General features: G+C 70.7%; 10 protein-coding genes. 5 read left to right on the top strand and 5 right to left on the bottom strand.

All coding sequences use genetic code 11. The features are described 5' to 3' along the window. Positions 1–510: 510 nt before the first annotated feature. Positions 511–795 (bottom strand): LysM peptidoglycan-binding domain-containing protein, encoded by a 285-nt coding sequence (locus ABGB18_RS29790; protein ID WP_347698939.1) that lies wholly within the window; start codon positions 793–795, stop codon positions 511–513. A 1,023-nt stretch (positions 796–1,818) separates the two neighbouring features. Between ABGB18_RS29790 and lexA the strand changes: the two genes are divergently transcribed. Then, entirely contained in the window at positions 1,819–2,526 is a 708-nt protein-coding gene (lexA, locus tag ABGB18_RS29785) for a transcriptional repressor LexA (protein WP_347698938.1), read from the top strand. Positions 2,527–2,740: 214 nt separating this feature from the next. Here lexA and ABGB18_RS29780 read toward each other — a convergent pair whose 3' ends face one another. Continuing rightward, positions 2,741–5,887 carry a PDZ domain-containing protein gene (locus ABGB18_RS29780; protein ID WP_347698937.1) on the bottom strand — a complete coding sequence of 1,049 codons (3,147 nt, stop codon included), beginning with the start codon at positions 5,885–5,887 and terminating at the stop codon, positions 2,741–2,743. Positions 5,888–6,025: 138 nt separating this feature from the next. Between ABGB18_RS29780 and ABGB18_RS29775 the strand changes: the two genes are divergently transcribed. Together ABGB18_RS29775 and ABGB18_RS29770 are read left to right on the top strand one after the other, a co-directional pair. Next, complete coding sequence (locus tag ABGB18_RS29775; protein ID WP_347698936.1) at positions 6,026–6,445, top strand: hypothetical protein; 420 nt, start codon at positions 6,026–6,028, stop codon at positions 6,443–6,445. 50 nt (positions 6,446–6,495) lie between these two features. Beyond that, positions 6,496–7,464, top strand: coding sequence for a TIGR03557 family F420-dependent LLM class oxidoreductase (locus ABGB18_RS29770; protein WP_347698935.1), 969 nt, complete (start codon positions 6,496–6,498; stop codon positions 7,462–7,464). Between the two features lie 3 nt (positions 7,465–7,467). On the opposite strand, the gene leuS is transcribed toward ABGB18_RS29770, so the two are convergent. After that, entirely contained in the window at positions 7,468–9,948 is a 2,481-nt protein-coding gene (leuS, locus tag ABGB18_RS29765) for a leucine--tRNA ligase (RefSeq protein ID WP_347698934.1), read from the bottom strand. 435 nt (positions 9,949–10,383) lie between these two features. Here leuS and ABGB18_RS29760 point away from each other — a divergent pair, with 435 nt between their 5' ends. Further along, the gene (locus ABGB18_RS29760) at positions 10,384–12,009 is read left to right on the top strand and encodes a hypothetical protein (RefSeq protein ID WP_347698933.1); all 1,626 of its coding nucleotides are present in this window, start codon (positions 10,384–10,386) and stop codon (positions 12,007–12,009) included. 18 nt (positions 12,010–12,027) lie between these two features. On the opposite strand, the gene ABGB18_RS29755 is transcribed toward ABGB18_RS29760, so the two are convergent. Then, positions 12,028–13,269 carry a cytochrome P450 gene (locus ABGB18_RS29755; protein WP_347698932.1) on the bottom strand — a complete coding sequence of 414 codons (1,242 nt, stop codon included), beginning with the start codon at positions 13,267–13,269 and terminating at the stop codon, positions 12,028–12,030. Positions 13,270–13,502: 233 nt separating this feature from the next. On the opposite strand from ABGB18_RS29755, the gene ABGB18_RS29750 reads away from it, so the two are divergent. Beyond that, the gene (locus ABGB18_RS29750; RefSeq protein ID WP_347698931.1) at positions 13,503–14,651 is read left to right on the top strand and encodes an RNA methyltransferase; all 1,149 of its coding nucleotides are present in this window, start codon (positions 13,503–13,505) and stop codon (positions 14,649–14,651) included. Here the strand turns inward: ABGB18_RS29750 and ABGB18_RS29745 are convergent. Beyond that, positions 14,632–15,507 (bottom strand): alpha/beta hydrolase, encoded by an 876-nt coding sequence (locus tag ABGB18_RS29745; RefSeq protein ID WP_347698930.1) that lies wholly within the window; start codon positions 15,505–15,507, stop codon positions 14,632–14,634. The genes ABGB18_RS29750 and ABGB18_RS29745 overlap by 20 nt on opposite strands. Between the last annotated feature and the right edge of the window lie 73 nt (positions 15,508–15,580).

Here is a 15,580-nt window from a genome sequence, read left to right as displayed (position 1 = left end):
TTCAGCCCACCGTCCTCGCCGGCCCAGCAGCATCGTCCACCCCGCAGCCCCACGGCCGCCCCCCGCAACAAGAGCCAACCGAACGCGCAGATTAGTCACGTGACCAACGGATGCGCACGTCAGCCACGCCAAGAACCGCACACCCAAAGTCACCGGCGGGGTCAGAAACGCACCTCACCCGCGCAGGCGGCAGACGGGCACGGTGACGTCCGCATGGCGGCCCGGCCACTCGCCCGCTCAGCCTGTTCGCCCGGCCGGACAGCGCATAACAAGATGTTGAGCCATCCACCCGGTGGGACACCATCAGCCCCACCGGATGGATGCCGCCCTCAGCAACGCGGGTGACCCCTCAGCCATGGCGGAAACCACCGGCACGACAGAGAAGGAAGCGAGCACAGACCGCACCGGGTGAGCGTCGACCTTCCGGTGGGGTGATGGTGGCCCGCGGCCGTGCCGCGCTGGTGCGGACGTAAGCTCAGGCTCCGGCGGGGATCCGTGCCCGCTTGGCGATCAGCGTAAGGCCGCCGTGTCATTCGGGACGTAGAGGCGTGTGCCCGGACGGATGAGGGAGTCGGGCAGGTCGTTCAGCCGCCTGATCTCCGTCACCACCGCGTCAGGGTCGCCCCCTTGGGTGAGCGCGCCGGCGATCCCCCACCATGTGTCCCCCTCCCGTATCTCCACCCACGGCAGTCCCGCGTGGCCGGGCACCACGACCTGCACCGCCGCATGCCCTGCGGCACGCGTACCGAGCCAGAATCCGCCCAGCGACAGCAACGCCATCCCGACCACCAGCACGAACCGCCCGCGACGGGTCAGCCGAACCGGAGGAGCGGACTGACGCCCGAGCCGTGCCACCGCCCGTCGCTCACGCCACCTGACAGCACGCCGGCTCCATCCCCGTCGCGCCCCCCGACGGCTCCCCGGCCGTATCCGCCCGACACCCGATCTTCCTTTCGCCCCCACCGCCGGCACTCGACCCCCACCGGCTCCAGGATTCGCCCCCTTGATCGCCGCCCCCGGCCTCCTTGCCACCGGCCTCGGCCGTTTCGCCACCGGCCCTGGCCCGACCGCGGCCATCGGCCTGACCGCCGCCGCTCCCGGCTGCCATGCCCCTGTCGTCGTCGCGCGCCCGCGTCCCGCCGTGCCGCGCTTCGGCCCTGTCGCCGATGCTCTCCCACGCCCGGCCACGCCACCCCCGCCCTCCCGCGGCACCGGTCCTTGACCGTTGCCCGATGCGGAGGGCTTCCGGTCTGCCCGTGGCTCCTCGCCCTCAGCAGGACGCGCGTGAGGCGCTCCCCGGGTCGTTGGGAAGGTCTCGTCGGGGTCGGGGCGTGGCGAGGGGACGAGTCGCAAATATGGCTTTCCGCGCCCCCGGGCCGCACCTCCGCCGCCGGACGAAGGTCTGCCGCGCCTCCCCCCGCCACTCGAACGGAGTCCCAACCTCTTGCCGGAATCATCGCGGGATCCGATGCCCGAACGCGTATTGTCTCCACGTCGATCGTTACTCTGCGTGGCCTCGGCGATGAGCGTGAGTAGTTTGGCGTCTTCGCTGGTCGTGTCCGCATTTGTGGTCGTTCGCATGGATGACCTCCCGCCGTGTGGCCTGAGGAAAAGGCCAAATAAAGATCAGCAAATCGAACACGGTGTCGATCGAACTCCCGTACGATGTTGTACACCACACTGGCGACAATTTCGAGGAAGACTCGAACAATTGTTTGAAGATGATCTTCAACAGCGATAACGTCGCTGTGTGCGACATCAAGACCACGGACCGGGAGGCCCGCCGGTGAGGCGGTCCGCCAGGCGAGGAGGAAGAGCATGAGCGAGCGGGATGACGCAAACGGGGTCAGCGACCTCGCGGTGCGTCGGCGCGATTCTCTGGGCTTGACACCCAGGCAGCGCAAGATCCTCGAAGTGATTCGCGACTCGGTGCAACAGCGCGGATATCCGCCCTCCATGCGCGAGATCGGGGAGGCGGTGCAGCTGACCAGCACGTCCAGCGTGTCCCATCAGCTGACCGCGTTGCAGCGCAAGGGCTACCTGCGCCGCGACCCGCACCGGCCACGTGCTCTCGAGGTCCGCCTCCCGGGCGAGCCGGTGCTGTGGGTCGACCCCGACGCCTCCGACGAGGAGTCCACGGTCAGTCGCCCCACGGCCGCCTACGTCCCGCTCGTCGGCCGTATCGCCGCCGGTGGCCCGATCCTCGCCGAGGAGAGCGTCGAGGACGTCTTCGCCCTGCCCAAGCAGCTCGTCGGTGAGGGCACGCTGTTCCTCCTCCAGGTTGCGGGTGACTCGATGATCGAGGCCGCCATCGCCGACGGCGACTGGGTGGTCGTGCGCCAGCAGCCGGTGGCGGAGAGCGGCGACATCGTGGCTGCCATGATCGAGGGTGAGGCCACCGTCAAGACCTTCAAGCGCAAGGACGGTCACGTCTGGCTCGTCCCCCACAACCCCAACTACGAGCCCATCCCCGGTGATGAGGCCAGCGTCCTGGGCAAGGTCGTAGCGGTCCTCCGCCGGTTGTGACCACAGGCCTCGGGTGCATGGTCGATCACAAGCGTCCCGCTTCACGAGCGTGCCGGGTCTTGGGAGTCCTCACTTGTGAGACATCCCGGCTCCCAGGCATCTCAGGTCATTGATGTTGTAACCGGCGGCGGCTCGGGCGGTGCGTCATCCGCCCGCGCCGCGCTCCGGCTCGCACCCAGTAACGATGAGGCACGCGCACCCGGCCTCACGTCCGTCACGGCAGGGGTGGCAGGTCCGGTGGAGTGGCGGCCGGGTGTTCCTCCAGGGCGGCCAGCGCCAGTTCGATTGCCTTGTCCAGTTGTGGGTCACGGTCCGCCACCCGGTCCTGAGGTGTGATCACCACCTCGATGTCCGGATCCACCCCGTGGTTCTCCACCGCCCACCCCGGCCCGTCGAGCCAGAACGAGTAGCGTGGCTGGGTCACCCGGGTCCCGTCCACCAGCGAATACCGCGAGTCGATCCCGATCACCCCGCCCCACGTCCGGGTGCCCACCAGCGGCCCGATCCCCCGGTTCTTGATCCCGGCACTGACGATGTCCCCGTCCGAGGCCGCGAACTCATCGGTGATCGTCACGATCGGCCCCCGGGGTGAGTCCTCCGGATACCGCATCGGCTCATAACCGCGCGCCCGCGCCCACCCGGTGACCTTGCGGGAAAGCTTCTCAAGCACCAGCTCCGACAGGTGCCCGCCGCTGTTCCCCCGCACGTCCACGACCAGCCCGTCATAGGCCATCTCGGTACGCAGGTCACGATGGAACTGCGCCCACCCGGACGCCACCATGTCGGGCACGTGCAGGTACCCGAGCTTGCCCGCCGACGCCTCCCGGACGAGGGCCCGGCGGCCCTCCACCCAGTCGTGGTAGCGGAGCTGCGTCTCGTCCGCGATCGGGCTGACCACGACGCGCCGCGGGTCTCCGCCGGAGGCCGGCCGCACGGTGAGCTCGATCGCCTGGTCGGCGGTGCCGGCCAGCAGGGCGAGCGGCCCGCGTACCGGGTCCACCGGGCGCCCGCCGACCGCGACGATCGCGTCGCCGGGGCGGACGGCCACGCCGGGGGCGAGCAGCGGCGAGCGGGCGGCGTGGTCGGAGGACTCGCCGGGCAGGAGGCGCGTGATCCGCCACACCCCCTGGGCGTCCACCTCCAGGTCGGCCCCGAGCAGGCCCTGGCGGCGCCGCGGATCGTAGGCGCCGCCGTTGGCGATGGCGTAGGCGTGGGAGGTGCCCAGCTCACCCTGGGCCTCCCAGAGCAGGTCGATCAGCTCGGAGTGGGCGCCGATGCGCTCCACCAGCGGCTCGTAGCGGTCGAGCACGCCCTGCCAGTCGACGCCGTTCATGTCCTCGCGCCAGAAGTGGTCGCGCATGAGCCGGCCGGCCTCGCGGAAGCCCTGCCGCCACTCGGCGACCGGGTCGAGCTGGATGGTGATCCGGTCGAGGTCGATGGTGACGACCTCGTCGCCCTCAGTGGCGGCGCGGGTCTGCAGTCCGTTCTTGCCGTTGGTGACCAGCCTGGTGCCGTCCTCGCTGACCTCGAACGAGCGCAGTTCCTTGCCCAGCTCGGCCTTGGCGCGTTTCTTGAGGTCGTACCGTTCCAGCACGACCTCGCCGGCCGGCTCGGTCCCGTCGCCGAGTTGCCCGGTGAGCGGGTAACGCAGCCACAGCAGCGCGTCCTTGGCGGTGCGCAGGTTGCCGTAGCGGCCCGCGGGCACCGGCACCGGCACGACCCGCGAGGCGAGACCGTCGGGGTCGACCTCGGTACGCGGTGGCGCCCCGTCCTTCTTGTCCTCCTTGGCGGGCTTGTCGTCCTCCCCGTTGAACCCGCGCCCCTGCAACGAGGGGTCGAACGGCGACGGCGTGTCAGCCTGCAGCGGCACGAGGTACGGCCGGCACCCGTACGGGAACGACAGGTCGAAGACGTGCGCGTCGTAAACCGGATCGAACGTCCGCACCGACAGGAACGCCAGATGCTTCCCGTCCCTGGTGAACACCGGGTCATAGTCGGCGAACCGCACCGGCGTGACGTCGATCACCGACGTGCCGTCCACCCGCGCCATCTTGATCTGCGACAGCGGTTCGTGATGCGGATGTTCCCAGGCGAGCCAGCCGGAGTCGGGCGAGAACGTCAGCCCGCTGACGTCCCCCTGCGTGGTCCGATCGAGCTCCCGGATATTTCCGGATTCCAGGTCGATGACCAGCAGCCGCCCATCATGCGTGGCCACGGCCGCGTGCTTGCCGTCCGGCGCGGCCGCGAGCTCCAGCACCCTCCCGAGTTGCCCCGTGGCCAGCGTCCTGACCTCGCCGCCGGGCGTACCGATCTCCAGCCCGTCCTCCCCGCTCGCGTCGGACACCCACACGGCCCGCCCGTCGGCGTTCAGCACGCGCGGCAGGCGTACCCGCACGCCCGGCCGCGCCCGCAGCACGCCGGCGGGCCCGTCACGGTGGGTCACCCAGTGCGCGGTCCCGCGGATCTCCACGGCGCTCGCCCGCCCGGTCGCGTCCGGCGCGTACGCCCCCACCCGCATGGGCGCGGGCCGCCTGGCCCGCCCCGGCCGCGGCCCGCCGAGCCGCATGTCCAGCCGGCGCGGCTCCGCCTCCAGGTTCTCCAGCACCCACAGGTCCCCGGCGTGGGAGTAGATCACCCGTTCCCCGTCGCTGGTGGCGTGCCTGGCGTAGAACTGCTCATGGGAGCTGTGCCGGCGCAGATCGGACCCGTCGGGCAGGGCCGAGTGGACGTTCCCGACGCCGTCGATGTCGGTCAGGAACACGATCCGGTCCCCCACCCAGCTCACCGACCAGTATTGCGCCGCGCTGTCGGGGAACAGCCGGACGAACTCCCCGGCCCCTTCGGCGTCGACCCAGAGCTTGCCGGCGGTGCCGCCCCGGTAACGCTTCCACTGCGACGGCTCGCGCCACAGCGGCGACACGGTGGCGACCTGCTCCTCGTTGAGCGCGACGTCGCCGACCCACCCGAAAGGCAGCCTCGTGGCCGGCCCGCCGTCCAGCGGCACCGCGTAGGCCCAGGTCCTGCTGCGCTCGCTCTGCCCGGTCGAGGAGATCGCGATCACGTGCTCGTCGGCGGTCCACCCGCGCACGCCGGTCGTGCCGCTGCCCCAGTGGGTGAGCCGCTCGCCCTCGGGCCCGTCGATCTCGGCCGCGAACACCTCGGGGGCGCCCTCCTTGGTGCTGCTCCAGGCGAGGCGGCGGCCGTCGCGCGAGAACCTCGGATGCGACACGGGTACGCGATCCGCGGTGAACCGCCAGGCCCTGCCTCCGGCGACGGGGGCCAGCCAGACATCGTCGTCGGCGACGAAGGTCACCACGTCACCGTGCAGATGCGGATATCTCAGGTATGCGCCATTGGTCACAGCTGCACACTAGCCAAGGTCAGCTCATGAATTCTCCTCCAAGCAGACCTGTCCCGTCCCGCGAACGGTCAAGTGGGGGATGCGCCGGATATGTACGGGAATGGTCCGATAATCCGTTCTCGCATCCTGTGAGGAACCATGAGGATCTTCGCCCGTCCGCACCAGCTCCCGCCCCGCCTGGCCGCCGGAGTCTTCTTCCTGCACTCCGGGCTCGGCAAGATCGACGCTGACCCGCAGACCGCCGCGTTCCTGCACGGCACGGCCGCGAAGGCATACCCGTTCCTGCGCCGCCTGGCCCCGGAGACCTTCACCAGGGTGCTGTCGAGGTGCGAGGTGGCGCTCGGCATGGCGCTGCTGACGCCGGTCGTGCCGTCCCTGCTGGCCGGGGCCGGGCTGGCGGGATTCTCGGCCGGCCTGGTCGGCCTCTACCTCCGGACGCCCGGGCTGCGCCGCGAGGGCAGCCTGCGCCCCACCGACCAGGGCCTGTCCATGGCCAAGGACGTCTGGCTGCTGGGCATCGGCCTGGGACTGGTGGCCGAAGAGCTCGCCCATCGATGATCTCCGCTCCCGGGACGGTAGGCTGCGTCCGCCTGGGTAGCCGGGGACACATGGTACAAATCGGCTACACCCTGATGTCCGAGCAGACCCCGCCCCGCGCGCTCGTCGACTACGCCGCCACCGCCGAGCGCGTCGGTTTCGACTACGCCGTCATCTCCGACCACTATTTCCCCTGGGTCGAGGAGATGGGGCACTCCCCTTACTGCTGGTCGGTGCTGGGCGCCGCCGCTCAGGTCACCGAGCGGATCCCGCTCATGACGTACGTGACGTGCCCCATCATGCGCTACCACCCGGCCGTGGTGGCACAGAAGGCGGCCACGATGGGCGTGCTGAGCCAGGGCAGGTTCACCCTGGGCCTGGGCGCGGGGGAGAACCTGAACGAGCACGTCATCGGCGAGGGCTGGCCCCCGGTCGACACCAGGCACCGGATGTTCGCCGAGGCCGTGCAGATCATCAGGGAGCTGTTCACCGGCGAGTACATCACTCACCAGGGCCGGTTCTACGACGTGGACTCGGCCAAGCTCTACGACCTGCCGGACGAGCCGGTCCCGATCGGCATCGCCGCCTCAGGCGGCCAGTCGGCGGAGCTCGCCGCCGAGTACGGTGACGCGCTGGTCGTCAACGACCCGATGCCGGACGTGGTCAGGCAGTTCGCCGCCGCCGGCGGGCACGGCAAGCCGGTCTACGGGCAGCTCGCGATCTCGTACGACACCGATGCCGCGGCCGCCAAGGAGCGGGCCCACAAGCTGTGGCGCTGGGCGGCGGTCGGCGGCTGGAAGGTCATGGCCGAGCTGCCCTCGCCGGTGAACTTCGCGGCCGCCGCCAGCACGGTACGCCCCGACGACGTGGCCACGAGCGTGCCGTGCGGCAACGACGTGGACGCGGTCGTGGCGGGCGTGCGGAAGTTCGCCGACGCCGGGTACACCCACGTCGCGCTCGTCCAGATCGGCCACGACCAGCAGCAGCCGTTCTTCGCCTGGGCGGAGAAGGAGCTGCTGCCGGCCCTGCGCGACCTGTAGTGGTCAGGGGACGATGTTGACCAGCTTCGGGGCCCGGACGATCACCTTGCGGGGCGTGCCCGCCAGGTAGGCCGCGACCTTCTCCGACCCCAGGGCCAGCTCCCGCAGGTCGTCCTCGGAGATGTCGGGCGAGACCTCCAGCCGGTCGCGCACCTTGCCCGCCACCTGCACCACGCAGGTCACCGACTCCTGCACCAGCAGCTCGGCCTCGGCGACCGGCCACCCGGCGAACGCGACGGACCCGGTGCGGCCCAGCCGCTCCCAGCCCTCCTCGGCGGTGTAGGGAGTCACCAGCGACAACATGACCGCCAGCGCCTCGGCGGCCTCGCGCACCGCGGGGTCGCCGGCGCCGGGACCGGAGTCGATGGCCCGGCGCGCGGCCGAGGTCAGCTCCATCATGCGGGCCACCGCCACGTTGAAGCGCTGGGACTCGACCAGCTTGGTGACCTCGTCGATGGTGTGGTGGGTGACCTTGCGCAGCCCCACCTCGCCCTGCTCGAACGGCACGCCGGGCGCGCTGGTCACCTCCGACATCACGCGCAGCGCGCGGGCCAGGAACTTCTGCGAGGCGGCGGGTGAGACGTCGGCCCAGTCGATGTCGTCCTCGGGCGGCCCGGCGAACACCATGGTCAGGCGTACGGCGTCGACCCCGAAGTCGTCGATCTGCCGGCCCAGGTCCACGCCGTTGCCCAGGGACTTCGACATGGCCTTACCGCCGTTGATCACCTGTCCCTGGTTGAGCATGCGCAGGAACGGCTCGGTGAAGTCGAGCATGCCCATGTCGTGCAGGACCTTGGTGAAGAAGCGCGAATACAGCAGGTGTAGCACCGCGTGCTCGATGCCGCCGACATATTGGTCGATCGGGCCCCACTTGCGCACCTGCTCGACGTCGAACGGGCCGTCGGTGTAGCCGGGCGAGCAGTAACGCAGGAAATACCACGACGAGTCGACGAACGTGTCCATCGTGTCGGTGTCGCGCCTGGCGGGACCCGAGCACTTGGGGCACTCGACGTTGACCCACTCCGTGGCACTGGCCAGCGGGGCGACGCCCTTGGGCGCCAGCGCCTCGCCGCGCAGGTCGGGCAGCGTGACCGGCAGCTGCTCGTCGGGGACGGGCACCTCGCCGCAGTCGGGGCAGTGGATGATCGGGATCGGCGTGCCCCAGTAGCGCTGCCTGGACAGCAGCCAGTCGCGCAGCCGGAAGTTGACGGCGCCCGAGCCCCGGCCCTCGACCTCCAGCACATCGATGATCTTGGCGATGGCCTCGGTCTTGCTCAGGCCGTCCAGCGGCCCGGAGTTGACCAGCCTGCCCTCACCGGGCGTGGCCTCGCCGCTCTCGCCCGGATCGGCCAGCCCGGTGTGCACCACGACCTTCACCGGCAGCCCGAACTTCAGCGCGAAGTCCAGGTCGCGCTGGTCGTGCGCGGGCACGGCCATGATGGCGCCGTGGCCGTAGTCGGACAGCACGTAGTCGGCCGCCCAGACCGGGATGCGCTCGCCGTTGACCGGGTTGATCGCGTAGCGGCCCAGGAAGACGCCGGTCTTCTCCTTATCGGTGGACAGCCGCTCGATGTCGCTCAGCTTGGCGACCTCGGCGCGGTAGGTCTCGAAGGCCTCCCGCCGGTCGTCGGTGACGATCTCGTCGGCCAGCGCGGCGTCCACGGCGACGACGAAGAACGTGGCGCCGAACAGGGTGTCGGGCCGCGTGGTGTAGACGTGGACCGGCTCCTCGCGCCCCTCGATCTCGAACAGCACGTCGGCGCCCTCGGAGCGGCCGATCCAGTTGCGCTGCATGGTCAGCAGCCGCTCCGGCCAGCCGTCGAGCTGCTGCATGTCGTCCAGCAGGCGCTGCGCGTAGTCAGTGATCTTGAAGTACCACTGCGTCAGCTCGCGGCGGATGACGTCGGCGCCGCAGCGCTCGCACTTGCCCGCGACGACCTGCTCGTTGGCCAGCACCGTCTGGTCGTTGGGGCACCAGTTGACCAGGCCGCCCTTGCGGTAGGCCAGGCCGCGCTCGAAGAACCGGATGAACAGCCACTGGTTCCACCGGTAGTAGTCGGGGTCGCTCGTGTGCAGGCGGCGCGACCAGTCGAAGGAGATGCCGTAGCGCCGGAACGAGTTGGCCTGCGTCTCGATGTTGGCATACGTCCACTCGGCCGGGTGGGCGTCGCGCCTGATCGCGGCGTTCTCCGCGGGCAGGCCGAAGGAGTCCCAGCCGATCGGGTGCAGGACGTTGTAACCCCGCTGCATCCAGTAGCGCGCGACCACGTCGCCGAGGGCGAACACCTCGCCGTGGCCCATGTGCAGGTCACCCGACGGGTAGGGGAACATGTCGAGCATGTAGCGCCGCTCACGCGGGTCGGCGGGATCCTCGCTCGCGCGATAGGTTTCCTGCTCCTCCCAGCGCTGCTGCCACTTGGCCTGCAGTGCCTGCGGATCGTACTCACTCACGGCTGCTGTCCTTCTGGCTTGACTCGGACCCATAAGAAAACCCCTCGCGCACACAACGAGGGGTGGAGCCGCGACGGCGACATCCTCAGGGCCGTCGCGGCCCGCTAAGAAGCAGGGTCGCGGAACGCACATGTCAAGCGTAGCGCACGTCTTCGGCTGAATGCAGATACTCGATCGAGGTGGACGGGCACAATGGACTCTTCAGGCCAGCGAGACCTGATGGTGATGTATCCGTTGTGACCCTATTCGTCCCACAAGAATACGCTTGTCGCCGTGGTATACCCAGCAGAGCCCGATCGACCGGAGGCCGACCTGCCGATGCAGGATCCGCCGACCGATCCTCATGGCTTCGCTCGTTTCGCTGCGGAACCACCAAGGTCTCCTGGAAAATCCCATGAGATCATGCCTGGTACGTCAAATCCGGATATAACGGGATATTCGGATACAACCTCGGGAGGACCGGCAGCCATGGCAGCGGAGAACTCCGGACCACACCCGCCACCGTCCTGGCCGGAGGCCCCGCCCCAGCAGGGTGGCGCGCGACGGTCCGACTCCCGGCCCGGCTCCTCCGCGACCGACGTCCCGATGTCCTGGCCGGAAAGTCCCGGACCCGCCGCCGCTCAAGGGCCGTCCTGGCCCGAGCCGCCGCGTGACGACGACTCCTGGCCCGGGCCGTCCCGCCGCCCCAGGCCCGACTCGGCGGCCCGCGACGCCGCCGGTCCCACCTCCTGGCCGGAAGCAGCGCCGCACAACAGCACGGCGCCCGCCTGGCCGGGGGCGCCGGCACAGAACAGCACGGCGCCGTCCTGGCCGGAGCTCTCGCGCCCGGAGGCCGGTCAGGAGCCGCCCCGCCAGGAGGCGCCTCATCAGGAGGTGCCGACCTCCTGGCCCGAGACGGCGGGCCCGCAGGACGTTCCTCTCTCCTGGCCCGAGGCGTCGTCGCAGCGGAGCGGCGCGCAGCGGTCCGGCCGCCCCGAGCAGCCGCCGGTCCCGGACCCGGTCCCCGCGTGGTCCCAGCCGCCGCCCCAGGCCCACCCTCCCGCAGAACGCACCGTCGCCTACAACCACCGTTCAGGGAACGTGCTCAACGATCACGCCGTACCCTCAACCCCCATGGATTCCGCGCGCACCGGCACCCCCCCGACCGAGACCCAAGGCCCCAACCCCGGCCCGCAGCCCCCGTCCGAGGGCCGAGGCCCCCGCCCCGGTTCCAACCTGAATCGCGACCCCTCCGACCCCGACCGCCCGTTCGTCACCGCCGGCCAGATCAGCGGCTCCCGCACCCCGCCGCCCGAGCGCCAGCAGGAGCTCTGGAACACCGTCTTCGGCGACAACTACCAGGCCATGGGTGACCAGGACGCGCTGGACGAGGGCCAGGGCAAGCCCATCTGGATCTACGCGCTCGGCGGCTCCGTGGCGGTCGCCCTGGTGGCCGCGCTGCTGTGGGCGTTCCTGGCCGGGCCGCTGGCCGGTGAGGACACCACGAGTTCCAGCGTCGCGTCCGAAGAAGCCACCACCGGCCCGCCCCCGTCGAGCCCCGCCAAGACCTCGACCTCGATCGGGGGTCTGCCGAAATACCCGGGCAAGGCCGCCCCGGTCATCGGCAGGGTCGCCGACGCCCAGGCCGGCATCTCGGTCCCGCGCCTGGGCGGCACGTGGCGGCTCGACGAGCGCCCCACGGTCAAGGGCACGTACGGCTTCGACACCCGCCAGTACGTCCTGATCACGGAGGACAAGGCCGCCCAGCTCATGTCGGGCCCGCTGTCGCCGCGGCTGGCCTCGTACTACAAGCAGGACGACCTGGAGCCGGTCATCAGGCAGGTGGTGCTCGCCGCCCGCAAGAAGTTCTTCCCCGAGGACAACACGGTGAAGAAGATCGCCCAGCAGCCGATCAAGGTGGGCGACTCGACGGGCCGGCTGATCGCGTACGCGCTGACCTCGGGCACCGAGAAGGCCACGATCGTCACGATGGCCGTGAACACCGGCGGCAGCGTCCCCGCCATCGTCTACATGTCGATCCCGGCGGAGAGCAAGCAGCTCATGCCGGACATCCGCACGGTGATGAACCAGATCAGGCTGACCGCCCAGTCCTGAGGCGGCCGCCCGCGCTGGTCAGAAGGTGCACTCCATGTGCTTGATGCCGTTGATGAAGGCGGAGTGCAGGCGGTCGGGCTTGCCTCCCTCGATGTGCGGCACGCGGCGCAGCAGCTCGCGGAACATCACCGTGATCTCTCGCCGGGCCAGGTGGGCGCCCAGGCAGAAATGCGGGCCGGGGCCGCCGAAACCGACGTGCGGGTTGGGGTGGCGGGTGATGTCGAAGCGCCGCGGGTTCTCGAACACGGCCTCGTCCCGGTTGGCCGCCCAGTAGAACAGCACCGCCTTCTCGCCCTTGCGGTAGAGGTGCCCGTTCATCTCGAAGTCCCTGGTGACCTTGCGGCGCATGAAGTTCACCGGGGACGCGAGGCGGACGATCTCCTCCACCGCCCCCGCCGCGTTGCCGGGGATGTCCTTCAGCCAGAGGGCGCGCTGGCCGGGGTTCTTGGTGAGCAGGCGCAGGCCGTACGAGATGGCGTTGCGCGTGGTCTCGTTGCCCGCCACGACCAGCAGGATGAAGAACGAGCCCAGCTCCTGCAACGTCAGTTGCTCGCCGTCGATGTTGGCGTTGACCAGGGAGGAGGTCAGGTCGTTCGTGGGGTGCTCGGCGCGGTGGGCGGCGAGGTCCTGAACCAGTTGCTGCAGCTCCATGCCGGCGTTGAGCAGGTGCCCGACGATCTCTTCGGGGTTGTCGCCGGCGTATTCGGGGTCGAAGCCGCCGAGGATGACGTTGGAGCGGTCGAAGACGAACTGGTAGTCCTTCTCCGGGATGCCCATCATGTCGCAGATGATCTTCAGGGGCAGCCGCGCCGCGACCTCGGTCACGAAGTCGCAGCCGGGGCCCCTGGCCATCAGGTCGGACACGATGCCGCCGGCCGCGGCGTCCACGTCGGCCTCGAACTGTTTGATCATCTTGGGCGTGAACGCGCGGGAGACGATCCTGCGCAGCCTGGCGTGGCGCGGGTCGTCCATATTGATCATCGAGCCGAAATATTCGGCGAATTCGGCGGGCATGTCGGGGATGTTCGTGGCACCCCCGTCGCCGGAGCAGAACACCTCGGGGTTGCGGCTGGCCTCAAGGATGTCGTCGTGCTTGACGAGCGCGTAATAACCCGGCCCCTTGGGCGCGAAGCCGACGTCCATCTCCTCGAAGAACCCCGGTGTCGCACGCGACCGCAACCGGCCGAACGCCTCCTCGCGCACTTCCATGGGCCTGGCCCAGAAGTCACGGTCGGACAGGTCGAAGTCAAGAACGCTCATGAAGCCATCATTCGAAGCGGGGCCACCTACGTCAATGGTTGTTACGTACACCGTACGTCACCGCGCGAAAAACCGTGACCGCTGTACCCGGATTCGCCCTATGATGGCCGCCATGAGCTTCTTCTTCCGACGGTAGCGACCCACCGGCGGGTCGTGGATGACCCACCGCCGGTGATGCGGGACGGGCGAACGACCGCCGTCCCGGGTCGCTACATGGGAAGAAGGACATGTAGGTGCGGACTCCGCAACCTACGGCGAGCCGCTGGACGCGGCCCGCCGTGCATGCTTTCGCCGTGGCCAGGACGGTACGCGGCATCGAGGCCCTGGTGGCCGGGGAAATCCGACGTTCGAGGCTCGGCGTGGTGCGCCGGGTGCGCCATCGCGAGGTGTGGTTCGAGGCCGCGCCCGGGGCCGGCCCGCCGGGCCTGCGCCTGGCGGACGACCTGCCGCGCCTGCGCATGGCGGACGACCTGCTGGTCGCCGCCGCCGTGGTGGACGGGATCGGGCACGACCGCTCGGCCCTGCGCCGCCTGGCCGGGGCCGCCCGGGAGCTGGACGCGAGCGGTGTCGTCCGGTCCGGCGGCCGGACGACACCGGCGGCCGGGGGCGGGCTGGAGGTGTCGGCGTCGTTCGTCGGGCGGCGCAACTACACGAGGTTCGAGGTCGAGGACGCGGTCGGGGCCGAGCTGGCGCGGCCGTTGCGGCTGGCCTACCACTCCAGGAGGGACGGGCTGCGGCCGCCGCCGGGGGCCATGGCGTGGCGGGTCACGATCGAGGACGACCAGGCGGTCATCGCGTTGCGACCGGCGGCCCGGCCGCTGCACCGCCGGCCGTACAAGCTGGCGTCGGTGCGCGGCACGCTGCATCCGCCGGTGGCGGCCGCGATGGCGTGGCTGGCCCGGCTCGGCGGGGCCGGGACGGTGCTCGATCCGTGCTGCGGGGCGGGCACCACGCTGATCGAGGCCCACGCGCTGGCCCGGTCGTACGCGCCCGCCCGGGACGACCTGCGGCTGCTGGGCTTCGACCATGACCCGGCCGCCCTCGAAGCGGCCACCGCCAATGCCGCCGCGACGCCCTTCGGGGCGGGCCCGCCCTTCCGGTGGGCGGTGGCGGACGCGGGCCGGATCCCCGTGCCCGCCGGTGGGGCGGACCGCGTGCTCGTGAACCCGCCCTGGGGCCGCCAGGTCGCGCCCCGGGGAGCGCTCGCCCGGGACGGCGGCCTGCTGTGGCGGGAGGTACGGCGTGTGCTGAGCGCCGACGGGCTGGCCGTGGCACTGGTCCACGACGGGATCCCGGCCGGGTTCACGGTGGAGGAGGCGGTCCCGGTCAGCCTGTCGGGCCGGCACCCGCTGATCGCGGTCCTCAGGAGCCGGGCCGCCTGACGAGCTGGGTCGACTCCGGCGAGGCCGGGCCGAGCCAGCCGAGGATGAGGTTGTTGACCTGCCCGGGCCGCTCCAGGTGGAGGAAGTGACCGGCGCCCGCCACCTGCTCGGCCCGGGAGCCGGCCGGCAGGTGGCTCCGCGCGTCCTTGACCATGTCGGCACCCAGGGCGCCATCCTGGGTGCCGTGCAGGTACAGGACCGGGCCGGTGACGCCGGGCTCGACGGCCGGGTAGCGGTCCGAGGGCGGGGTGGTGCCGAGCATCGCCCGGTAGTAGCCGATGGCCGCGCTCAGGTTGGCGGGCGCGCCGAGGCTGCGCCGTACGAACGAAAGGTCCTCGCCCGCGTCGTAACCGGGCGACCAGTCGCGCCAGAGGCTCTCCAGGAAGCCGGGCTGGGCGGCGGCCGGCTCGGCCATGGCCGTCTGGAAGAGGAAGACGTAGAACGAGCGCTTGAGCTGCTCGTACTCCAGGAAGGAGGTGGCGAGCGTGCCCGGCGGCGGCACCGCGAGCGCGACGGCGCGGCGGAAGCGGCCGGCCAGGTGGTAGACGGGGAAGGCGCCCCAGTCGTGGCCGATGAGGACGGCGTCGGATCCGCCGCCGAGCTCCTCGTGCAGGGCGCGGACGTCGGCGACGAGCGCGGCGGCCTCGTACGCGCCGTCGGCGGGGATCTCGGTGGGCGCGTAACCGCGCATGAACGGCGCGACCGCGCGGTAGCCGCGCTCGGCCAGTGCGGGCATCAGGTGCCGCCAGGTGTGCGCGGTGTCGGGGAAGCCGTGCAGGCACAGGGCCAGCGGCCCCTCGCCCACCGTCAGATACGCGAACTCCACCCCGTTGGCGTGGACAGTCCTGATCTCCATGACTGCGAAACCTAGCATTTCGCCCCCGCCAGGGAACATGGCAACACGAAGAGCCCTCGGGCCAAGGACCGCA

Source organism: Nonomuraea sp. B12E4 (assembly GCF_039871825.1).
Taxonomy (GTDB): domain Bacteria; phylum Actinomycetota; class Actinomycetes; order Streptosporangiales; family Streptosporangiaceae; genus Nonomuraea.
The sequence above is the reverse complement of the archived record's forward strand: the minus strand, read 5'-3'. Positions and strand labels throughout refer to the sequence as shown.